The organism is Sanguibacter sp. TS_SC_8, assembly GCF_055361235.1.
The window spans coordinates 3,887,106-3,908,023 of the sequence record NZ_CM143955.1 but is presented as its reverse complement, the minus strand read 5'-3'; the positions used below and the strand labels follow the sequence as shown (position 1 = coordinate 3,908,023).

General features: G+C 71.6%; 17 protein-coding genes and 1 tRNA gene. 9 read left to right on the top strand and 9 right to left on the bottom strand.

The genetic code is table 11. The features are described from left to right. Positions 1-109: 109 nt before the first annotated feature. Positions 110-2,122 carry a bifunctional copper resistance protein CopD/cytochrome c oxidase assembly protein gene (locus ACWA15_RS17585; RefSeq protein WP_464056892.1) on the top strand — a complete coding sequence of 671 codons (2,013 nt, stop codon included), beginning with the start codon at positions 110-112 and terminating at the stop codon, positions 2,120-2,122. A 223-nt stretch (positions 2,123-2,345) separates the two neighbouring features. On the opposite strand, the gene ACWA15_RS17580 is transcribed toward ACWA15_RS17585, so the two are convergent. Then, positions 2,346-3,335: an aminoglycoside phosphotransferase family protein gene (locus ACWA15_RS17580; protein WP_464056891.1), complete on the bottom strand. Its 990-nt coding sequence runs from the start codon at positions 3,333-3,335 to the stop codon at positions 2,346-2,348. A 146-nt stretch (positions 3,336-3,481) separates the two neighbouring features. Between ACWA15_RS17580 and ACWA15_RS17575 the strand changes: the two genes are divergently transcribed. Both ACWA15_RS17575 and ACWA15_RS17570 read left to right on the top strand, forming a co-directional pair. Further along, positions 3,482-3,706 (top strand): DUF6458 family protein, encoded by a 225-nt coding sequence (locus ACWA15_RS17575; RefSeq protein WP_464056889.1) that lies wholly within the window; start codon positions 3,482-3,484, stop codon positions 3,704-3,706. Between the two features lie 76 nt (positions 3,707-3,782). Further along, complete coding sequence (locus ACWA15_RS17570) at positions 3,783-6,008, top strand: S9 family peptidase (RefSeq protein WP_464056887.1); 2,226 nt, start codon at positions 3,783-3,785, stop codon at positions 6,006-6,008. Positions 6,009-6,127: 119 nt separating this feature from the next. Here the strand turns inward: ACWA15_RS17570 and ACWA15_RS17565 are convergent, their stop codons facing one another. Next, positions 6,128-6,487 carry a hypothetical protein gene (locus tag ACWA15_RS17565; protein ID WP_464056885.1) on the bottom strand — a complete coding sequence of 120 codons (360 nt, stop codon included), beginning with the start codon at positions 6,485-6,487 and terminating at the stop codon, positions 6,128-6,130. A gap of 198 nt (positions 6,488-6,685) precedes the next feature. Between ACWA15_RS17565 and ACWA15_RS17560 the strand changes: the two genes are divergently transcribed. Together ACWA15_RS17560 and ACWA15_RS17555 are read left to right on the top strand one after the other, a co-directional pair. Further along, a complete protein-coding gene (locus tag ACWA15_RS17560) occupies positions 6,686-8,701 on the top strand; it encodes an NHL domain-containing thioredoxin family protein (protein ID WP_464056883.1) in 2,016 nt (671 codons plus the stop codon). A gap of 49 nt (positions 8,702-8,750) precedes the next feature. Continuing rightward, complete coding sequence (locus ACWA15_RS17555) at positions 8,751-9,416, top strand: HAD hydrolase-like protein (RefSeq protein WP_464056882.1); 666 nt, start codon at positions 8,751-8,753, stop codon at positions 9,414-9,416. A gap of 63 nt (positions 9,417-9,479) precedes the next feature. Here the strand turns inward: ACWA15_RS17555 and ACWA15_RS17550 are convergent, their stop codons facing one another. Further along, a complete protein-coding gene (locus ACWA15_RS17550; protein ID WP_464056881.1) occupies positions 9,480-10,250 on the bottom strand; it encodes a phosphotransferase in 771 nt (256 codons plus the stop codon). A 124-nt stretch (positions 10,251-10,374) separates the two neighbouring features. Here ACWA15_RS17550 and ACWA15_RS17545 point away from each other — a divergent pair, with 124 nt between their 5' ends. After that, positions 10,375-11,139, top strand: coding sequence for a MerR family transcriptional regulator (locus ACWA15_RS17545; RefSeq protein ID WP_464056880.1), 765 nt, complete (start codon positions 10,375-10,377; stop codon positions 11,137-11,139). Positions 11,140-11,163: 24 nt separating this feature from the next. Here ACWA15_RS17545 and ACWA15_RS17540 read toward each other — a convergent pair whose 3' ends face one another. Beyond that, a complete protein-coding gene (locus ACWA15_RS17540) occupies positions 11,164-11,814 on the bottom strand; it encodes a biliverdin-producing heme oxygenase (protein WP_464056879.1) in 651 nt (216 codons plus the stop codon). 183 nt (positions 11,815-11,997) lie between these two features. Next, a complete protein-coding gene (locus ACWA15_RS17535; RefSeq protein ID WP_464056878.1) occupies positions 11,998-12,600 on the bottom strand; it encodes a TetR/AcrR family transcriptional regulator in 603 nt (200 codons plus the stop codon). A 151-nt stretch (positions 12,601-12,751) separates the two neighbouring features. Here ACWA15_RS17535 and ACWA15_RS17530 point away from each other — a divergent pair, with 151 nt between their 5' ends. The 3 genes from ACWA15_RS17530 to ACWA15_RS17520 all read left to right on the top strand — a co-directional run bounded on the left by ACWA15_RS17530 (position 12,752) and on the right by ACWA15_RS17520 (position 16,289). Then, positions 12,752-13,672, top strand: coding sequence for a hypothetical protein (locus ACWA15_RS17530; protein ID WP_464056877.1), 921 nt, complete (start codon positions 12,752-12,754; stop codon positions 13,670-13,672). Between the two features lie 344 nt (positions 13,673-14,016). After that, positions 14,017-15,063 carry a pirin family protein gene (locus tag ACWA15_RS17525; protein ID WP_464056876.1) on the top strand — a complete coding sequence of 349 codons (1,047 nt, stop codon included), beginning with the start codon at positions 14,017-14,019 and terminating at the stop codon, positions 15,061-15,063. A 77-nt stretch (positions 15,064-15,140) separates the two neighbouring features. Next, positions 15,141-16,289 (top strand): acyltransferase family protein, encoded by a 1,149-nt coding sequence (locus tag ACWA15_RS17520; protein WP_464056875.1) that lies wholly within the window; start codon positions 15,141-15,143, stop codon positions 16,287-16,289. Here ACWA15_RS17520 and ACWA15_RS17515 read toward each other — a convergent pair. From ACWA15_RS17515 to ACWA15_RS17500, 4 genes are all read right to left on the bottom strand, one after another. Beyond that, positions 16,255-16,713 (bottom strand): SprT-like domain-containing protein, encoded by a 459-nt coding sequence (locus ACWA15_RS17515; protein ID WP_464056874.1) that lies wholly within the window; start codon positions 16,711-16,713, stop codon positions 16,255-16,257. The genes ACWA15_RS17520 and ACWA15_RS17515 overlap by 35 nt on opposite strands. Before the next feature lie 177 nt (positions 16,714-16,890). Further along, the gene (locus ACWA15_RS17510; RefSeq protein ID WP_464056872.1) at positions 16,891-17,889 is read right to left on the bottom strand and encodes an aldose epimerase family protein; all 999 of its coding nucleotides are present in this window, start codon (positions 17,887-17,889) and stop codon (positions 16,891-16,893) included. Beyond that, positions 17,886-20,375, bottom strand: coding sequence for a glycoside hydrolase family 94 protein (locus ACWA15_RS17505; RefSeq protein WP_464056870.1), 2,490 nt, complete (start codon positions 20,373-20,375; stop codon positions 17,886-17,888). Before ACWA15_RS17505 ends, ACWA15_RS17510 begins: the two co-directional genes overlap by 4 nt. A gap of 446 nt (positions 20,376-20,821) precedes the next feature. After that, positions 20,822-20,895: transfer RNA gene (locus ACWA15_RS17500), tRNA-Gly, on the bottom strand. Positions 20,896-20,918: the final 23 nt, after the last annotated feature.

The window sequence follows — 20,918 nt, the reverse complement described above, 5'->3', positions numbered from 1 at the left end:
GGGATCGGTTCAGTATGCCAGCGCACACCCGGTCTGAGGGGCTTCATCCATGGGCTCATGTCCCCATCCGTAGTTATCCACCCCGAGCCCGGCAACCTACCCTGGAGGGGTGACGGCAGGCCTGAAGCAAGAAGTTGTGCACCCCACCCGCGCTCCCCGGACCCTGACCTGGTCGCTGCCCGGCGCAGCGGCGGCGGCCGTGGCCGCGCTCGTGGTCAGCGGGCTGTTCTCGGCGGCCTTCGCGCCCCAGCTCCTCCTCGACCCCGGCGCCGTCGTGCGGTGGGGCCTGCCGATCGCCACGGTCGCCTCCGAGCTGGCCGTCGCGGTGACGCTGGGCGGTCTGGTGCTGGCGGCCTTCGTCGTGCGGCCCGGGGCGGCGCTGAGCCGCGCCCTCACCGTGGCCGGCGTCGGCGCGGGGGTGTGGGCGATGAGCGCACTGGCCCGGGTGGTCTTCTCCGGGGCGAACACCGTCGGCCTCTCCCTCACCGGCGAGGGTTTCGGCGACCAGCTCGGTGTCTACCTCTCCCAGATCCCCTCCGGCCAGACGCTGCTGGTGATCGCGTTGATCGCCGCGGTGACCGCGGTGCTGGCCCTGCTCGTCTCGACCGCGACCGGTGCGCTGTGGACGGCCGTGCCGGCCGTCGGGGCGCTCGTGCTGCAGTCCCTCATGGGTCACGCCTCCGGGTCCACCAGCCACGAGCTGGCGGTCTCGGCGATGTTCATGCACCTCGTGGGCGCGGCCGTATGGATCGGGGCGCTCGCGGTGATCGCCGTGCTGCGCACCCGAGGCGCCCTGGACGGGGACGCCCTGGCGGTCACGGTGGCGCGCTACTCCCCGATCGCCAGCTGGTGCTTTGTCATCGTGGCCATCTCCGGACTGGTCAACGCCATCATCCGGCTCGGTGGCCTGTCCGGGCTGAGCACCGACTACGGCATCCTGGTCATCGCCAAAACTGTGCTGTTCGTGGTGCTCGGCGGCCTCGGCTGGGCCCACCGCACGTGGGTCGTGGGCAAGCTGGCGGGCGGCGCCGACCGCGCCACCGCGCTGTTCTGGCGGCTGGTCGCGGCCGAGCTGGTCCTCATGGGCGCGGTCAGCGGTGTCGCGGTCGCCCTCGGTGGGACCAACCCGCCCGACGACAACGCCCCACCCATCGACCCCACCCCGGCCTACCTCATCACCGGCAACCAGCTGCCGCCCGAGCCGACGCTGTCGAGCTGGTTCACGCAGTGGCGCTGGGACGTGCTGCTCGGCTTCGCGTGCGCGGCGGGACTGGTGGTCTACCTGCGCTGGGTGGTCCGGCTGCACCGGCGCGGCGACTCCTGGCCGTGGCTGCGCACGGCGTCGTGGGTCGTCGGCATGGTCGTCATGTTCTGGGTGACGAACGGCGGTCCGGTCGTCTACGGGTCCGTGCTCTTCTCCGCCCACATGCTCCAGCACATGATCCTGGCGATGGTCGTGCCGATCTTCCTCGTCTCGGCCGCCCCGGTCACCCTGCTGCTGCGCGCCGTCCCGGTGCGCAAGGACGCCACCCGGGGTCCGCGCGAGTGGATCCTGGCGATCATCGGCTCCCGCTACGGGCGCTTCTTCTCCCACCCACTCGTCGCCGCCGCGAACTTCGCCGGCTCGATGATCGTCTTCTACTACACCCCGGCCTTCGAGTACGCGCTGTCCACGCACATCGGGCACATCCTCATGACCGTCCACTTCACGATGGCCGGGTACTTCTTCGCCAACGCCCTCATCGGGATCGACCCAGGCCCCTCCCGCCCCCCGCACGCCCAGCGGCTGCTGCTGCTGCTGGCCACGATGGCGTTCCACGCCTTCTTCGGGGTGACGCTCATGTCCGGGGAGATCCTGCTGGTCCCGGAATGGTTCGGGCTGATGGGCCGCGAGTGGGGGGCGACGGCGATCGTCGACCAGCAGAACGGTGGCGGCATCGCGTGGGGCGTGGGGGAGATCCCCACCCTGATGCTCGCGATCATCGTCGCGTTCTCCTGGTCCAAGGACGACGAACGCGTGGCCAGGCGCCGTGACCGCAAGGTCGACCGCGAGGGCGACCTGGAGATGGACGAGTACAACGACATGCTCAAGAAGCTCGCCGACCGCGACGGGCGGTCCTAGCCGCCGGCGGTCGCGAGGGCGCCGGCTCCTGGCTATCGGTGCCCGGTCCTGGCTCCCGTCGAACGGGGCGTGCTCTTGAAGACAGGACGTGCTCTTGACGGCACGCCCCGTCGTCAAGCGCACGCCCCGTACGGGACCTGGGTGGTGTCAGGACCGCCGGATGGTGGGGTCTGGGTGGCGCCTGGCCGCCGGAGTCTGGGTGGGCAGGGCCGCTCGGTGCGGACTACCGTCCGGGGTGCAGGAGCGCCTCCGCTGCCTGCCCGACGGCGAGCACGGCCGCCGCGGCCGCCTCACCTGCGGCGGTGGGCACCTGCCGGTCGCCCGGGTCGTCGCCCGGGTCCCCCTGATGTCCGCCTCGGTCGCGCTGGTCCCCGCGCTGGTCCTCGGCCGAGTCCGGGTCCTCTGGCGACCCCTCTCCCAGGTCGTCGCCCAGGTACCAGGTGGCCGACAGCCCGGTCCAGGCGACGATCCAGCGCAGCAGCCGGCGGCGGTCCAGCCCAGCGGCGTCGCTGATCACCGACACCTGACGGTCCAGGCGACCGGGCGTGGTGGCGATCACGTGGCTCGGGTTGCAGACGATGTTCGTGTAGTCGAAGGCGCGGTCCCCGACGAGGAACTTCGGGTCGATCGCCCGCCACCGGGCGGTGATGGCGTCGCCGAAGTCGAGGACGTTCCCGTGGTGCAGGTCCCCGTGCAGCACGACGACGTCCCGCTGCTCAGCGAGCAGCTCGCGGGCGGTGGCTGCGGCGCGTCCGAGGAAGCCGTCGTGACCGGCGGCCCCGGTGAGCAAGTCCCTGAACCAGCGGTCGAGGGTCACCAGACCGGGAGGAGGGGGATCGCCGGCCACCGCGTGCAGCTGCTGGGCGATCTCGCAGAGCACCCGGGTGGCCTGGTCGTCGGAGTGATCGCGGTCGGTGGGACCGGCGTTCGCCCAGGCGGTGAGGGAGCGCGGACCGAGCGCGCGCTCGAGGACGATCCCTGCGTCGTCGTGCAGGAGGACGCGGGCGGCGCCGCGGCCCGCCCACCAGACCATGAGGCGGCCGCCGTCGCGCTCCTCGGCGATGCGGGCGACCTTGAGCATCGCCGGTGCGCCCTGGTACCGGACCGGCACGAGGTGACTGCTCGGGGTCGAGAACGGGGCGCCGTCGGGGACGAGGCCCCAGCGGTGCAGGTACGGCTCGGTCTCGAGAGAGGCGGAGGGCTGGTGGGTCACCCCGCCCACGGTAGATGATCCCCGTTCGGGAGAGTTGTGCGTCGAGGCCGGCGCCCTCACCGGGCAGACGTCGCCGAGTTGGTCCACTGTTGACCTCGACATGTTCGCTGACGTGCGTCAGCGTCGTAACTTATGGAGGAGTACGCATGGGAATCGGACTTGGCATCTTCTTGATCGTGGTGGGCGCCGTCCTCGCCTTCGCCGTTCGTGACAACCTCGCCTCGGTGGACGTGACGATGGTCGGCTTCATCTGCCTCGCGGCCGGTGTGGTCGCCCTGGTGGCCGCGATCATCATGAACGCCCAGCGCAACCGCACCTCCCACCACGAGGTGATCGAGCGCCGCGACACGAACGTGCGCCTCGGAGAGTGACCCCATCCCCTCCGACGGCCTGGGTGTCCCGCGCCGTCGGAGGGGACGCATGACCGGGTTGTGATAGGACGGTCAGATGAGCCCTGACCTCGAGCACCCTGCGCCCTCGCACCCCGAGCCGTCGCACCCCGAGCCCTTCCACGACCTCGAGCAGTACATCGCCCTCCCGCGGGTGGGCGGGCTGGTGCTGTCCCCGGACGGCACCCGTCTGGTCACCTCAGTCGCGACCCTCGACCCGGCCCGCACCGGCTACGTCACCGCGCTGTGGGAGGTCGACCCCGAGGGCCGTCTCCCGGCCCGGCGGCTCACCCGCAGCGCCAAGGGTGAGCAGAGCCCGTCCTTCACCGCCGCCGGGGACCTGCTCTTCACCTCCGCCCGGCCCGACCCGCAGGCCAGCGACCAGGACGACCCTCCCGCGGCGCTGTGGATGCTCCCGGCCGGCGGTGGTGAGGCGCGCGTCGTGGCGAGCCGGGCCGCCGGGCTGAGCGCGCCGCGGGCCGCCGCCGGGGCGCCCGTCGTGCTGCTGCGCTCGGGGGTGCTGCCCTCGGCGACCGGCGCCGCCCACGACGACGAGCTCCGCGCCGAGCGCAAGAAGAAGAAGGTCTCCGCGATCCTGCACACCGGCTACCCGGTGCGGTACTGGGACCACGACCTCGGCCCGGCCGACACGCACCTGTTCCTCGGCGAGCTGCCGGGGGTGGGTGGAGCCCCGCTGCACGGGGAGATCCCCGGCGTCGCCTCGACGCCTGAGGAGGTCGACCCGGTGATGACACTGCGCGACCTCACCCCGGACGCTGCCACCGCGCTGCGGGAGCAGTCCGGCGTCCTCTCCCACGACGGCACGACCGTGGTGGCGACCTGGAACATCGCCGAGTCCGGCGGCGCGCACCGCACCGTGCTCGTGGCGATCGACACCGCGACCGGTGAGCGCCGGGTGCTCGTCGACGACGGCGAGTCGAGCTTCGGCTCCCCCCAGATCGCCCCGGACGGCGCGCGGGTGGCCTACGTGCGCGAGACCCGCAGCACGGGTGAGCGCGCCCCGACGGTCACGCTGGGTCTCGTCGAGCTGCTCGGTGGCCCCACCCAGGCGCTCGAGCCCGCTCGCCAGCTCGCGGGTAGCTGGGACCGCTGGCCGACCTCGATCACCTGGCTCCCGGACTCCTCCGGTCTGCTGCTCACGGCCGACGACGACGGCCGCGGCCCGATCTTCCACCTCGCCTTGGGCGAGGAGCCGGGCAGTGAGGCGGGCGGCATTCCCAGCGGCGAGTCGGCCGCCGCGGCCGACTCCGCCGTCACCCGGGTGACCAGCGACGACGCGGTCTTCACCGACGTCCAGGTCTCACCGGACGGATCCCGGGTCTACGCGCTGCGGGTCAGCTACCTCGCCCCGCCCGTGCCGGTCGTCGTCGACCTGGCTGCCGCGCTGGCCACCGCCGCGCCGGTCCCGGCCACCGTGCTCGCTGGCCCGGCGAGCACCCCGGACCTGCCCGGTGTGCTCACCGAGGTGGAGACGGTCGCCGCCGACGGCTCCCGGGTGCGGGCCTTCCTCGCCCTGCCGCACGGCGCCGGTCCCGAGTCGCCCGCACCGCTGCTGCTGTGGATCCACGGCGGGCCGCTCAACTCCTGGAACGCCTGGAGCTGGCGCTGGAACCCGTGGCTGCTCGTGGCCCAGGGGTACGCGGTGCTGCTGCCGGACCCGGCCCTGTCGACCGGGTACGGGCAGGAGTTCATCCAGCGCGGCTGGGGTGCCTGGGGCGAGGCGCCGTACACCGACCTCATGGCCATCACCGACGCGGCCGAGGCGTTGCCTGAGATCGACGAGACCCGCACCGCCGCGATGGGCGGGTCCTTCGGGGGGTACATGGCCAACTGGGTGGCCGGCCACACCGACCGGTTCAAGGCGATCGTCACGCACGCGAGCCTGTGGGCGCTGGACCAGTTCGGCCCGACGACCGACTCCGCCAGCTACTGGGAGCGGGAGATGACGCCGGAGATGGCGCAGGCCAACTCCCCGCACCGGTTCGTGGCGAACATCGTCACGCCGATGCTCGTGGTGCACGGGGACAAGGACTACCGGGTGCCGATCGGGGAGGGGCTGCGGCTCTGGTTCGAGCTGCTCGCCAAGTCCGGGCTGCCGGCCGACGAGAACGGCGAGACGGTCCACCGGTTCCTCTACTATCCGGACGAGAACCACTGGGTGCTCAGCCCCCAGAACGCGATCGTCTGGTACGAGGTCGTCGAGGCCTTCCTGGCCACCCACGTCCTAGCCGAGCACCGCCCCCTCCCCACCACCCTCGGCTAACCCCCCCCCACCCGCCACCCTCCCGCTGAGTGCTGGAAAATACGCACTTCGCCCGGCGTGTCGCGCGTATTTGCCAGCACTCAGCGGGAGGGGGGCGGTGGGGTGGGGCGGCGGGTGGGTTACTCGGGGGCGGTGACCTCGTCGTCGGCCTGGATGTTGATCTGGGCCTCGTCGCCGACGGAGGTGACGGTCACGGTGATGCCCAGACGGGAGCCGTCCGGGACGCCCTGGTCGGCGAGGCCGTCGATGATCCTCCAGCACCGCTGGGTCTCGTCGACCGTGCCTTCCAGGTCACCGTCGCACTCGACCGGGAACGTCGTGCCGGTCAGCTCGTCCATCTCCCCGGCGACCTTCTCCTCCAGGTCGTCCTGGGAGATGCTCTGGCCGACGGAGCAGGCGCCGAGCGTGGCGGCGAGGGCCAGCCCGCTCAGGATGGTGACGGTGCGGCTGACACGAGCGGACCGGGGACGAGCAGACATGATGACTCCAAGGGTCGAGGGGGGGTACAACGTATCTGCCACCTCCGCGTCCGCGCCGCAGGATCGATGGGGACAGGTGCCCATGCCCGTCCCGCGCCGCCCCCCGCCAGCCACCGGACGCAGGGCTGTGAGCAGGAGGGACGTCCACGACACGCGTCGGATTCCCAGGACGTGAGGCAGCGGTGCTTGACTGGGCCGGTGACGACTTCACCCGCGCCCGCCCACCCGAACCGGCTGCCCCGTGTCCGCGCCTCCGAGCTGGTCGGCCGCGGCTGGCTCAACACCGGCGGGAAGGACGTGCGGCTGGCGGACCTGCGCGGGACGATCGTCGTGCTCGACTTCTGGACCTTCTGCTGCGTCAACTGCCTGCACGTCCTGGACGAGCTGCGGGAGCTCGAGGAAGCCCACCGCGACGAGCTCGTCATCATCGGTGTGCACTCCCCGAAGTTCGTCCACGAGGCCGACCCCGTCGCGCTCGCGGCCGCCGTCGAGCGCTACGAGGTGCACCACCCCGTCCTCGACGACCCCGACCTGGTCACCTGGTCGGCGTACACGGCGCGGGCCTGGCCCACGCTCGTGGTCATCGACCCGGAGGGCTACATTGTCGCGCAGATGGCGGGGGAGGGGCACGCCCACAACCTCGAGATCCTCGTCCGCGACCTCGCCGCCGAGCACCGCGCCAAGGGCACGCTGCGCCCCGCCGCGCTGGGCGCGGGGCCCTACGTGCCGCCCGCGCCGTCGTCGGGCACGCTGCGCTTCCCCGCCAAGGCGGTAGCCCTCGCCGGCGGCGGGTTCCTGGTGGCCGACGCCGGTCACCACAGCCTCGCTGAGCTCGCCGCCGACGGCGAGACCCTCGTGCGCCGGATCGGGTCGGGCGAGCGCGGGCTGGCCGACGGCGGCCCGGGCGACGCCCGGTTCAGCGAGCCGAACGGGCTGGCGCTCGTGCCGGAGGGGCTGCGCGAGCGGCTCGGTTACGACGTCGTGGTGGCCGACACGGTCAACCACGCGCTGCGCGGGGTGCGCCTGGCCGACGGGCACGTGAGGACGGTGGCCGGCAACGGCCGTCAGCTCATGGTCGGTGCGGGGGACAACGTCCTCACGCCCGCGGAGCTCGGCGATGCCGACGGCGCCGAGCAGGGCGCCGACCAGGGCGCCAGCCCGGCCCCGGCCCGGCTCGCCAAGCTCAGCTCGCCGTGGGACGTCGCGTGGTGCGAGGAGATGGGCGGGTTCGTCGTCGCGATGGCCGGGAACCACACGCTGTGGGTCTTCGACGCCGAGCGAGGCACGATCGGGTCGGTCGGCGGGACGATGAACGAGGGCCTGCTCGACGGCCCGCTGCCCCAGGCGTGGTTCGCCCAGCCGTCCGGGCTGGCGGTCGGGGCGGTCGCCGCCGTCGGCACCGGAGCGCTGGGGGACCGGGCACCGGAGGGCGCACCGCCCACCACCCGCACGCTGTGGGTCGCCGACTCCGAGACCTCGGCCCTGCGCCGGGTCGACGTGCGTCCCGGGGCGGCGAGCGTCACGTCGGTCGTCGGCGCGGGCCTGTTCGACTTCGGTCACCGTGACGGCGCGGCCGACCAGGCGTTGCTGCAGCACCCGCTCGGGCTGGCCGTGCTGCCCGACGGTTCCGTCGTGGTGGCCGACACCTACAACGGTGCGCTGCGCCGCTACGACCCCGTCGCCGACGCCGTGACCACCCTGGCGATGGGGCTCGCCGAGCCGAGCGACGTCGTCGTGCAGGTGGAGGGGGACCGGGTGCTGCTCGTGGTGGTCGAGTCCGCGGCCCACCGGCTCACCCGGGTCGCGCTCCCGGCCACCCTGGCCGGCCAGGTGCTCGACGCCGGCGCGCACCGCACGCGGCGGCCGGTCACCGAGGTGGCACCGGGGGAGCTGCTGCTCGACGTCGTCTTCACCCCGGCGGCCGGGCAGAAGTACGACGACCGCTACGGACCCTCGACCCGGCTGCAGGTCTCGGCCACCCCGCCCGGGCTGCTGCTCGAGGGGGGCGGGGACGGCGGTCCGCTCGAGCGGCGCCTCGTGCTCGACCCGCAGGTCGGGGAGGGGGTGCTGCACGTGACCGCGCAGGCCGCGAGCTGCGACGCGGACCCGGAGATCGAGTACCCGGCGTGCCACCTGGCCCAGCAGGACTGGGGCGTCCCGGTGCGCGTGGTCGCCCACGGTCCGGCGACGCTGACCCTGCCGCTGCACGGCTGAGCGGCGGCCCGGGGGAGGGGACGCTGCGCGGCGGTGAGAGGATCGAGGGATGATCAGTTCCCTCGCGCTCGTCGACCTCGACGGCACCCTCACCGACTCCGCCCCCGGCATCATCGCCTCGATCACCTCCGCCTTCGACACGCTCGGTGTCCCCCGACCGGACGCGGAGGGGCTGCGCGGCGTGGTCGGCCCGCCGATCCAGGAGAGCGCGCTGACCCACGGGATCCCGCCCGAGCGGGTCGACGAGTTCGTCGCCGCCTACCGGGTCGCGTTCACCGGCGGCGGGATGCTCGACAACTCCGTCTACCCCGGCGTCCGGGAGGCCCTTGCGGCCCTGCGCGACGGCGGCGTCCGCCTCGTCGTGGCGACGTCCAAGCCGGAGGTGTACGCCCGCCAGATCCTCGCGCACTTCGACCTCGACGGGTTCTTCGAGGCGATCTGCGGGGCGAGCCTCGACGGGACGCGCACCACCAAGGCGGACGTGATCGAGCACGCCCTCAAGACGGCCGCGGCGAGCGAGGGCGGGCTGCCTCGCGTCGGTGACGTCGTCATGGTCGGGGACCGCGAGCACGACATCCTCGGGGCCCGCGCCCACGGCATCGAGACGATCGCCGTCACCTGGGGCTACGCCGCCGCCGGGGAGCACGCAGCCGCCCGCCCCCGCGCCGTGGTGGACACCCCCGCGGCCCTGGTCGCCGAGATCCTCGCGGGCTGACCGGGCTGACCGGGCTGACCGGGCTGACCGGGCTGACCGGGCTCACCGCACGTCACGGCACAGTCAGCGGAGCGCGGCGCGGAAGTCTGCCCGGTGGCGGGTGATGTAGTCCGACGCCGGGCCCCAGTGGTCGGCGTGGCCGTCGGCGTGCAGGGCGGCCCACGGTTGCGTGCCGGTGCGTGCGCCGTCGACCAGGAGGTCGTACATCGCCCGGGTGTGGTCCGCGGTGAGCTGGACGAGCTCGGGCCGTTGGTGCGCGGAGACGCCGTAGCCGTCGACGAGGGCCCGCAGCCGCGGGCCGTCGACCTCCGGGTCGCCACCCGCGTGCAGGGGAACGAACCCGTGCGCCACGTAGGCGAGGTCCCACAGGCGCGATCCCGGACCGGCGCCGTCCCAGTCGATGATGACCCATCGGTCCCCGTCGCGGACCAGGTTCCACGGGGCGATGTCGTGGTGGCAGATGAGGTCGTTGCGGTCGGCCGGGATGCCGACGTCCCACACCGCGCCCGGCGGCGGGACGAAGGACGCGGTCGCGTCGTGCAGGTCGCGCACGAGGGCGCCGACCCGCGTGAGCTCACGCGGGGTCATCGTGGGCATGACGTTCGCCATCGTGCCTGGGATGTACTCGAGCACGTGACGGTTCTGGTCGTCGACGCCGAAGGATCGGGGGGCGCCGTCGAAGCCGACGTCGGCGAGGTGGACGAGCAGGGCGTGGACGGTCGCGGTCGCGGGTGTCGCGGGTTTGCGCACGGTCACACCGAGCACAGGATCAGTCACCCTGACCACGCTCGCGGCAACGTTGCCGCCGGTCAGGGGCTCTTCAGAGAGGGCCATGAGGCCAGTGTGCCGCATGTGCGCACAGGGTCCTAGTTGGCTCGCGCCGCGGTGCGACGGCCGCCCCACGCCCGTGGTCTGGATCCTTGACCTTGACGCCACGTCAACCTCTACCGTTGGTGCCATGAGCCGCGACTGGTCCATCCAGGAGATCGCCCGGACCGCCGGGACCACGAGCCGCACCCTGCGGCACTACGACCAGATCGGGCTGCTCCGCCCGAGCCGGACCGGCAGCAACGGCTACCGCTACTACGACGCCGCGGCGCTGGTCCGCCTCCAGCGGGTGCTCATGCTCCGAGACCTCGGCCTCGGGCTGCCCGCGATCGCGATCGCGCTCGACTCCGACCACGACGAGGCGCGCGCCCTGCGCACGCACCTGCAGTGGTTGGAGTCCGAGCACCGGCGGCTCGACCATCAGATTGCCTCCGTCCGGAGCACGATCACCTCCCTCGAGAACGGTGAAGAACTCATGGCACAGCAGATGTTCGACGGATTCGACCACAGCCGCTACGAGGGCGAGGTGGCCGAGCGTTGGGGCGCCGACGCCTACCGGGCCGGAGACTCCTGGTGGACGTCGCTGAGCGAGGCGGAGCGGTCCGCCTTCCTCGGCGAGCAGCGCGCGATCGCCGAGGGTTTCGCCGCTGCGCGACGGGCGGGGTACGCGCCGGCCGACGACGACCCGCAGGGTCTGGCCCGGCGCCAGCACGACTGGCTCGCGGTGAGCGCCCGGGGCACCGGCCAGCCGGAGATCACCGCGGAGTACTTCGTCGGCCTCGGCCAGATGTACGCCGAGGACCCGCGCTTCACCGCGGCCTACGACTGGGCAGGGGAGGGCACAGCCCTGTTCGTCCGGGATGCGATGACCGTGTACGCGGACCGTCACCTCTGACCACCCGGCCGGCCGGCCGCGAGCTCAGATCTGGCTGTCGCCCAGATCCCTGAACAGGCCCTGGTTGAGGCGGAAGGCGCCCTGCGCCTCGGAGATCGCCAGCGCCAGCTCGTCCTCGGTGAGCACCAGGGCATCCAGGCGTTCGCGGTAGACGTCCTTGAACGGCTTCGCCTTGGGGATCTCGGCGAAGGTGTAGAACGCCAGGCCCTCCGGTCCGAGGCCGTAGTGACGCTCAAGCATGCGCTTGACGATCTGCCCGCCGGAGAGGTCGCCGAGGTAGCGCGTGTAGGCGTGCGCGGCGTAGCGCGGGAGTGAGGTGGCGCAGGCCTGGAGGGCGGCGACGTACCGCTCGGTCGCTGGCAGGGGGGTGATCTGGGACCGCCAGTCGGGCCCGACGAGGAAGGCGAGGTCCTCGGCGATCGAGGGGGTCCGGACCAGCTCGTCGAAGAGCAGCGTCTCGCCCTGGGGGAGTTCGCGCACGGTGCCGCTCAGTGCCTCCAGGGCTTCGTAGACGAAGTACTGCTGGGCTGCGAGCCTCACGTATGCGGCGGAGTCGAGCTCGCCGCCCATGAGCTTGCTGATGAAGCCGGAGTGCTCGGCGTCCTCGTGCTCGGAGCGGGTGCCTTCCCGCAGGCGCAGGGACAGGGTGGGCTGTTCCGTGGTGAGAGTGGTCACCGTGGGCTCCTCGGGGCGGATGGCCGCGGGCTCCCGACGGAGATGACAAGGTGTCATGACGACCTGGCTCGAACGCTACCGCATCTTGTTAGGGTTGCCTACCCTCCGCACCGAAGAGTCCGATCGGCGAGACGGGGCCGCCAGGGACGGCCGCCGACTTCGGCCGCTGTCGCTCACTTGCGCTCAGGCGGTGACGAGATCCGCGCCGACCGCGCGGAGCACGAACGCCTCGGTCGCGGCGATCGCGGCGTCGCGCGCGGGCTGCTCCTCGGGGAGCTGGCGCCCGGACAGGCAGGCGTTGACCAGGGCCACCGAGGTGGGGATGTCCTGCTCGGGGAACTCCCCGCGGGCGATGCCGGCCGTGAGGATCTCGCGCAGGATGTCCTCGACCACGACGGCGTGCTCGCGGAGGCGCTGCTGGGTGCCGCGGGAGAGCACCGTGCGCAGGTCCGGCCCCGGGGCGAGGTGGAAGACGCGCTTGAGGCGGGCCTGGGCGCGGACGTACGTGCGCAGCTGCTGGAGCGGGTCCTCCACGCCCTCGAGCGAGCGCTTGAGCGTCTCGACGTAGCGCTCGGTCTCGAACGTGATGAACCCCATGAGCAGGGCTTCTTTGTCGGAGAAGTGGTTGTAGACCGCGGTGCGACCGACTCCGGCCGCCGCGGCGATGTCGGCGAAGGAGATGGCGTCGAAACCACGCTCGGCCATGAGCGCGGACAGGGCGGTGAAGAGTCGTTGGCGGGTCTGCTCGCGGTGCTCGTGGAGTGATCCACCAATGATCTTCGGCATTCTGACAGCATCCCATACGCTGTCAGAACATGCATGGAAGGCTGCCCTTCCTCGGCTGCCCGCGGCACCGCGACAACCCTCTCCGCACAGTGCACCCAGTCGTTGCACCACCGAAACGTCCCGGTATTCTTCGCTGCGTACCGTGATGGAGATGACAGCACACCTGGGCGTCACCAGCCTCGACCAGACCGCCGGCCTCCTGGTCGCCGTGCCCTCGAGCGCGTCGATCGAGACGCTCGCCCTGGCCTGGTACCCGCAGGCCCGCTGGACCCGTGAGCCCGTCACCGCCGAGGCGGCGGCTGCCCGCGCCGTCCCGGTGCACGGCGCACGGTTCCGCGGGATGACGATGGCGGCGGAGCCGGAGCCCGGAGAGCTCGAGCTCGAGCCCGGCGTCGTGCTCGTCGGCCCGCGCGTCCTGCCGCCGGAACGACGCCAGGTGCTCGGCCTGACGGCGCCGCACATCGACGTGTTCGGCCTGCGCGTGGACGCAGGCCTGGGCCCGTCCCGGGCGGAGCGCGTCACCACGGCTCACCGGTGGATGGTCGCGGCCGCGCGGCACGCCCGAGGTGTGGTCGTCGAGGAGGGCACGCTCACTCCGCCCACCCAGCTCGGCCCTCTTGTCGGTGACGACCGCCGCACGGTCGACCGGCACCTGTTCAGCGCCCACGCGCTCGATCCCAGCCACGCGCTCGCGCTCGTGCGGACGGTCCTGGTGCAGGCCGTGCTCGAGACGGTCGGCCCGGAGCCGACCGGTCCGCGCAACTTCGAGATCGTCACGCACACCCCCTACGACGGGTCCGTCGTCGTGCGCTGCGAGCGGGTGGACCGGCTCCCGCCGGCCCTGCGCACGGTGCCGTGGCGGGAGTCCGGCCCCTTCGGCTACTCGGTGCGATGGCTGTCGGGGGACGCCTACGAGCGGTCGGAGAAGCCGTCTCCGATGCACCAGATCGCCCGCCAGCGGATGGCGCCCGTCGTCATCACCCTCGTCTCGGTCCTGCGCGACGCCATCGAGGGGACGGTGCTCGACGACGACGGCTTCATCTGCACGGACCCGCCCCAGCGGTCCCGCTGACCCAGGCGCGCACCCTCCCTCGCGTCCCGGACAAACCTCCTGCCCGACGCCGCGCACCTCCGTCCGCGCGTGAACGTCCGGGATCTTCCCGGTGAACAGGTGGCCATCGCCCGCAGTTGTCCACAGTCCCCGTCCACAGGCCTGTGGGTAGGTGGAGAAGTGCGGTGCACAGGCTGTGGACAACACTGTGGACAACTCCCTGACGATCAATCCCCGAACGCCTGTTCGTCGGTGTATGTCCCATTGCTACCCCTCGATCGACGAGGACGTGGTGCGTGCCGCACTGCGTGCACCGGCTGCGGGTGAGCGGTGCGCCGTTGGAGGGAGGCCGATAGCCTCGACGGGTGAGCAACCTCGACACCGCACCCCAGGAAGAGATCTGCGCGGCCGGGGACGCTGGCCCGCGTGAGCGCAGGCTCGAGATCCTCGAACCCCGCCTGGTCCCGCTCGGCGGCCCACGCGCCATGACGGTCCGGCGCACCCTCCCTCAGCGCCGGCGCAGCATGGTGGGCGCCTGGTGCTTCCTCGACCACTACGGGCCCGACGACGTCTCGACCGGTGCGGGCATGGACGTCCCGCCCCACCCGCACGCCGGTCTGCAGACCGTCTCCTGGCTGTTCGCCGGCGAGGTGCTCCACCAGGACTCCCTCGGATCGGTGTGCATGGTGCGCCCCGGGGAGCTCAACCTCATGACGGCTGGTCACGGGATCTCGCACTCGGAGCAGTCGCCCGACCCGGCGCGCACCCGGGTGCCGGTGCTCCACGGCGTCCAGCTGTGGACCGCGCTCCCGGCCGCTCACCGGGGCGTCGCTCCCGCGTTCGAGCACCACGGGGACCTTCCGGTCCTCGACGTCGTGGGCGCGAGCGTCCGGGTGTTCCTGGGCGAGCTGCCCGGGCAGCCCCACCTCGGCGCGCCCGAGGCCCTGCGCTCGCCCGCGACAACCTTCTCCCCGCTGGTGGGAGCCCAGATCGACCTCGCCCGCGGCGCGGAGATCACCCTCGCGCTCGATCCGACCTTCGAGCACGCCGTGCTGGTGGACACCGCCGAGGCGATCGTCGTCGACGGCGAGCGGCTGGGCTCCTCCGAGCTCGGCTTCCTCGCCGCCGGAGCCGGTCAGATCACGCTGCGCACGCCCGACGCCGCCGCCCGTCTCGTGCTCATCGGCGGACGCCCCTTCGAGGAGCAGATCGTCATGTGGTGGAACTTCGTCGGTCGCTCGCACGAGGACGTCGTACGAGCCCGCGCAGACTGGGCACGCCAGCTCGGTGCGCCGGACTCAGATCGACCCGAGTCGGCTAGGTTTGGCACGGTCGTCGGATATGACGGCCCGCCGCTTCCGGCGCCCGCGCTCCCCGCCGTGCGCCTGACTCCCCGAAGGAACACACCCTGACGCTCGACCCGATCGGCCCCGAGGTCTCGCCCGACGCCCCGCCCTCGGCCCCAGCTGCCGCCGGGGCTGCTGCTGGAGTGCCCGCAGCGCCACCCCGGGACCGCTTCGCCGACCTGCTGCGGACCCTCGCGCTCGGCGCCGTCATCCTCGGGCACTGGACCATGGCCGCTATCGGTCGCACCGCGGCCGGGGAGCTGACGGTCGACAACATCCTCAACGTCGAGCGTTGGATGTGGCCGATCACCTGGGTGCTCGTGCTGATCCCGCTGTTCTTCTTCGTCGGCGGGTTCTCCAACGCGACGAGCTGGACCCGGGTGGTCGACCGCGAGCGTGAACGACGCGGGGCGACGCCGACCTTCGGGCAGGCCTACCGCGTCTTCGTCAGCCGCCGCCTCGGGGGACTGTTCACCCCGCTCCTGCCGTTCGTGCTGCTCGTCGCCGCGGCGGTCGCGCTCGCGCTGCGGCTGGGGGCGCCGAGGACCCTGACCCTCACCGTGGCGGTCGTGGTGGTCATGCCGCTGTGGTTCATCGCGGTCTTCGCCGCCCTGGCTCTCCTCGCCCCGGTCATGCTGGCCCTGCACTGCAGGTTCGGCTGGTGGGTCGTGGCCGGGTTGTCGCTGGCCGCGGTCGCCGTCGACGCCGTGCGGATCATGACGGACAACCCGTACCCGGGGTACCTCAACTACGTCCTCGTCTGGGGCGTGGCGCAGCAGGTCGGCTTCGCCTACTTCGACGGCACCCTGCTGCGGATGAGCCGCACCCGGGTCGCCGCGTGGGCGGTCGTGGCCTTCGCCGCTCTGGTCGCGGTGACCGCCTCGGCGATCTGGCCCGAGTCGATGATCGGGCTGTCCGGGGAGCGGTCGAACTTCAGCCCGCCCGGAACGGTGCCCCTGCTGCTCACCCTGGTGCAGATCCCGGTCGCGATCCTGCTCCGGCCGGTGGTTGCGCCGTGGCTGGACCGGCGGCGCGTCGCGGTGGTGCTCGACACGGCGTCGAACACCTCGATGCGCGCCTTCCTGTGGCACCTGCCGGTGCTCGTCGCCGTCACCGGCCTGCTGCTGGTCATCGGTGTGCCGTTCCCCGACCCGGGCATTGCGGCCTGGTGGTGGAGCCGGCTGCTGTGGTTCCCGGTCCTGGCGCTCGCGTTGTGGGGCCTGCTCGCCACGACGGGCGCCGTGTCCCGGCGCCGCGTCAGGCCGCGGCGTCCTCGCGCCGGGTCCAGGTGAACAGGAACCGGCGGTCGAAGCTCCTGCTGCAGCGAGGACACGATGATTCGCCACGGGGGCGCCTGAACCTGTCGACCTCGTGCCCACCGCTGCACACCCCGATCCACGGACCGGCCGTGCGGGGCGCCTCCGGTGCGACGAGCCGCTGCCCCGAGCACCCGATCTGGCGCGCCATGGCGCGCCAGCGGGGACCGTGCCCGGCGCCGGGGCCTACCAGCGCATGGGCGATCTCGTGCAGCAGGGTGTCGGTGACCAGGTGCTCGTCGTACAGCGCCATCAGGTGCCGGGAGACCGAGATCCTCCGAGTGGCGAAGTGGCAGGCCCCTGCCCGGCGTCGGGCATGGTCGAAGGTCAGCTCCCAGGCCTGCAACCCGTGCTGAGCCATGAGCCGAAGGCCGAGGGCCCGGACCGCACCGAGTTCCATGGCAGTCTCCTCCGGAGCCAGGGTCACCGCCGGTCGGGACCACCCGGAGGACACTATGCGGTACGGCTGGCACAGACACGATCAGGGATGTCCACCGGTGGATAACCGACGTCGGTGATGGTCGGTGGCTGACCCGCACCCCCCGGTACAGGCCAGCCACCCCGCGCAGCGGGACCGTCAGGTCGAGACGGTGAAGGTCCCCGTCCGCGCTTCGCCCGGTTCGAGCACGAACACGCCGCTGCCGGCCACGCCACGCTCAGCCAGGGCGAAGCCGCCGTTGGCGTTGGTGGCGGGTTCGACCGCGAAGTAAGCGCGCTGTACCGGGACGTAGACGACCCAGTGGGAGTACACGTCGTCGGCGGTGATCCGGACCTCGAAGTCCGAGCCGTCGTCGTGGGCACCTGGGTAGACGATGCGGACCGGGCCGGGGACCCTGCCGGTGAGGCAGTCGTCCACGAACCTCCCGCCGAGCGGTCGCAGCGTCGAGTAGTCGGCTCGCACCGGAAGTGGACCGGCTTCCCCGACCGCCATGGCCGATTCGAGAGCATACCCGCAGGTCACAGGGATCTCAAGCTGCGGTTCGCGGGAGGTGGGGGTGAGGCTGCGGACGAAGTACGGGTGGTGTCCGAACCCCGCGGGGAAGGGGTCGCCGTCGACGTTCGTCACCGTCGTGGTGACGGTGAGCCCCTCGTCGGTGACCGTGTAGATCAGCTCGGTCGTGAAGTCCCACGGGAACCCCATCCCGACGACCTGGCGCGAGTCCAGCCCGAGGCGCACCGACGACGCGGTGCGCTCGAGCACGGTGAAGCTGAACGGCAGCACCGAGCCGTGCATCGCCGTGCCGTCGGGGGAGGTGCGTGGGAGCTGCCACGTCCGCCCCGCGAAGGTGAGCTGTGCTCCGGCGACCCGGTTGGACCACGGGATGAGCGGGAAGCTCGCGCAGAACGTCGGGCTGTCCAGCCGCGTGGCCTTGGTGGGACGCAGCAGGTCCCGCCACACGCCGTCGACCAGGACCTTCGCATAGGCGATCGATCCCGCCGAGCAGGGCAGGATCCCCACCCGCCACGTGGCCGACACGAGGTCGACCACGCGGGACGTCACGCGGGCGTCCCCGCGCGGAGCCGAGGGGGTCGTGACGACCTCCTCGGCGTCCGCGGTCAGGGAGAGAGTGCTCACAGGACGACGGAGACCTTCACGGTCGCGCCGGCCGGGGCGTACGGCACGTGGTTGCCCTCGACGGCGACGCCGTCGACGGTCAGCGTGCCGCGCGCACCCGGGGTGCCCGAGTTCGTCACGGAGATCTCGTACGTGGCGCCGCGGACGGTGCGGGTGACCGTGTACGTGGGGACGTCCGGGCCGATCTGCGGGTCGATGACGAGGCCGTCGTAGTCGGGACGCACGCCCAGCAGGTACTGGGAGACCGCGACGAAGTTCCACGCTGCCGTGCCGGTGAGCCAGGAGTTCTTGGCCTCGCCGTGACGCACGGCCTCCTTGCCCGCGATCATCTGGGCGTAGACGTACGGCTCGAGGCGGTGCACGTCGGAGATGTCCTCGCGGTACGCCGGCGTGATGCGCTTGTAGTAGTCGAAGGCCCGCTCGCCGCGACCCAGGACGGTCTCCCCGATGATGACCCAGGGGTTGTTGTGGCAGAAGATGCCGCCGTTCTCCTTGTAGCCCGGCGGGTAGGTGGAGATCTCACCCATCTCGATCTGGTAGCTCGTGTATGCGGGGTACTGGAGCACGAGGCCGTGCTCGGTGCCCAGCATCTCGCCCACGGAGTCGAGCGCACGCTCGGCGATGGACGGTCCGCCGTCGGCCGGCTTCTCGGTGCCGATGCCAGCCATGACCGCGAAGCCCTGCGGCTCGATCCAGATCTTGCCCTCGGCGGTCTCGTCGGTGCCGATCTTGTTGCCGTAGAAGTCGTAGGCGCGCAGGAACCACTCGCCGTCCCAGCCGTGCTCGAGGACTGCCGTGTGCATGTCGGCGATGGCCTGGCGGGCCTTCGCGGCGACGTCGGACAGGCCGCGGCGCTCGGCGAGGGCGACGTACTCGGGGCCGATGAAGGCGAACATCGCGGCGATGAACACGGACTCCGCGACCCCGCCGGACTGGTTCTCGGTCGTCTGGAAGGACTCTCCAGGAGTCGTCGAGAAGCAGTTGAGGTTGAGGCAGTCGTTCCAGTCGGCGCGCCCGATGAGCGGCAGGCCGTGCGTGCCGCGGTTGTTCACGGTGAAGTCGAAGGAGCGGGTGAGGTGCTCGAAGAGGGACTCGGCGAGGGACTCGTCGTTGTCGAAGGGGACCTGCTCGTCGAGGATCGAGAAGTCGCCGGTCTCCTTGATGTAGCCCGCGACGCCGAGGATGAGCCACAACGGGTCGTCGTTGAAGCCGGAGCCGATGTCGTTGTTCCCACGCTTGGTGAGCGGCTGGTACTGGTGGTACGCCGAGCCGTCCGGGAACTGGGTGGAGGCGATGTCGATGATGCGCTCGCGGGCACGCTCGGGGATGAGGTGCACAAAGCCGAGCAGGTCCTGGTTGGAGTCACGGAAGCCCATGCCGCGGCCGATCCCGGTCTCGAAGAACGAGGCGGAGCGAGACATGTTGAACGTGACCATGCACTGGTACTGGTTCCACACGTTGACCATGCGGTCGAGCTTGTCGTCGCCGGAGGTCACCGCGAAGCCGGAGAGCAGGTTCGTCCAGTGGACGCGCAGCGCCTCGAAGGCGGCGTCGGTCTGCTCGGTGGTTGCGAAGCGGCCCAGGAGCGCGTGTGCGCGGTCCTTGTTGATGACCTGGAGGGCCTTGATGCCCTTGGCCTCATCGGCCGGGGCCCACTTCTCCTCGTCGGGGTTCTCGATGTAGCCGAGGACAAACACGAAGGTCTTCGACTCCCCGGGCTCGAGGGCGACCTCGAGGTTGTGCGAGGCGATCGGGTACCAGCCCGAGGCGACGGAGTTGGTGGACTTCCCGGCGAAGGGCACGGCCGCCTCGCCGAGGGAGTTGTACGCGCCGACGAAGCTGTCGCGGTCGGTGTCGAAGCCAGCAGCCGTCGCGTTGACGCCGTAGACGGCGTAGTGGTTGCGACGCTCGCGGTACTCGGTCTTGTGGTAGATCGCGGTCCCGTGCGGGCCGGACTCCTCGACCTCGACCTCGCCGATGTTGAGGTTGCGCTGGTAGTTCGTCTGGTCGTCCTGGGCGTTCCACAGGCAGAACTCGGCGAAGCTGAAGAGCTTGACGGACTTCGCGGCGTCGGAGGTGTTGGTCAGCGTGACCTTCTGGATCTCCGCGGTCTCCCCGAGCGGGACGAAGAAGAGGGACTGGACGGACAGGCCGCCGCGCTCGCCGGTGATCTGGGTGTAGCCCATGCCGTGGCGGGTCTCGAAGTGGTCGAGGTCGGCCTTGATCGGCATCCAGGACGGGGTCCAGACGTCGCCGCCGTCGTTGATGTAGAAGTAGCGGCCACCGGCGTCGGAGGGGATGTTGTTGTAGCGGTAGCGGGTGAGGCGGCGCATCTTGGCGTCACGGTAGAACGAGTAGCCACCGGCCTGGTGCGAGATGAGCGAGAAGAACTCTTCGGATCCGAGGTAGTTGATCCACGGGTACGGGGTGTGGGGGGTGGTGATGACGTACTCGCGGGCTTCGTCGTCGAAGTGTCCGTAACGCATGGGAGCGCCTCTCAGCAGGTGATGGGGGAGGCGGTCTCTCGACAGAGTGGGAGCGCTTCCACGATGGTGTGTCACCGATCATAACCGCCTGTGCCCCCAATGCGAAGCGTTCCGCGCCATGTCCTTCCCCGAGGCCCCGTGCCGCCCGGTTCCGTCTGCCTCCGCGGCTGTGCGTCAGTGCAGGTCCCGGCTGCTTCCGCGGTGCTGGGTCGTCTATTTCGCGCGGGGTCGTCCATCCAGATAGACGATCCAGCGCAGAATGGACGACCCGGCGGGGTCAGGGGGCGTTGCGCCCCGCAGCTCAGGGGGATCGTGCCGCCCCAGGGTCCCGGGCCCAGGAGCCCAGGAGCGGGGCCCTGGACCCAGGAACACAGGCCCAGGAGCCCCGGACCCGGGAACGCAGAAGGCCAGGTCCGGGTGAAGATCTCGGACCTGGCCTGGCGTTGTGGAGCGGATGACGGGAATCGAACCCGCGCTACGACCTTGGGAAGGTCGAGTTCTACCATTGAACTACATCCGCACGTCACAGGACTGCGTAACCTG

Excerpts from the sequence above, each read along its gene's own strand:
- ACWA15_RS17575 (WP_464056889.1), top strand. The coding sequence starts at position 3,482 with ATGGGAATCGGACTTGGCATCTTCTTGATCGTGGTGGGCGCCGTCCTC.
- ACWA15_RS17570 (WP_464056887.1), top strand. The coding sequence starts at position 3,783 with ATGAGCCCTGACCTCGAGCACCCTGCGCCCTCGCACCCCGAGCCGTCG.
- ACWA15_RS17565 (WP_464056885.1), bottom strand. The coding sequence starts at position 6,487 with ATGTCTGCTCGTCCCCGGTCCGCTCGTGTCAGCCGCACCGTCACCATC.
- ACWA15_RS17555 (WP_464056882.1), top strand. The coding sequence starts at position 8,751 with ATGATCAGTTCCCTCGCGCTCGTCGACCTCGACGGCACCCTCACCGAC.
- ACWA15_RS17550 (WP_464056881.1), bottom strand. The coding sequence starts at position 10,250 with ATGGCCCTCTCTGAAGAGCCCCTGACCGGCGGCAACGTTGCCGCGAGC.
- ACWA15_RS17545 (WP_464056880.1), top strand. The coding sequence starts at position 10,375 with ATGAGCCGCGACTGGTCCATCCAGGAGATCGCCCGGACCGCCGGGACC.
- ACWA15_RS17535 (WP_464056878.1), bottom strand. The coding sequence starts at position 12,600 with ATGCCGAAGATCATTGGTGGATCACTCCACGAGCACCGCGAGCAGACC.
- ACWA15_RS17530 (WP_464056877.1), top strand. The coding sequence starts at position 12,752 with ATGACAGCACACCTGGGCGTCACCAGCCTCGACCAGACCGCCGGCCTC.
- ACWA15_RS17515 (WP_464056874.1), bottom strand. The coding sequence starts at position 16,713 with ATGGAACTCGGTGCGGTCCGGGCCCTCGGCCTTCGGCTCATGGCTCAG.
- ACWA15_RS17505 (WP_464056870.1), bottom strand. The coding sequence starts at position 20,375 with ATGCGTTACGGACACTTCGACGACGAAGCCCGCGAGTACGTCATCACC.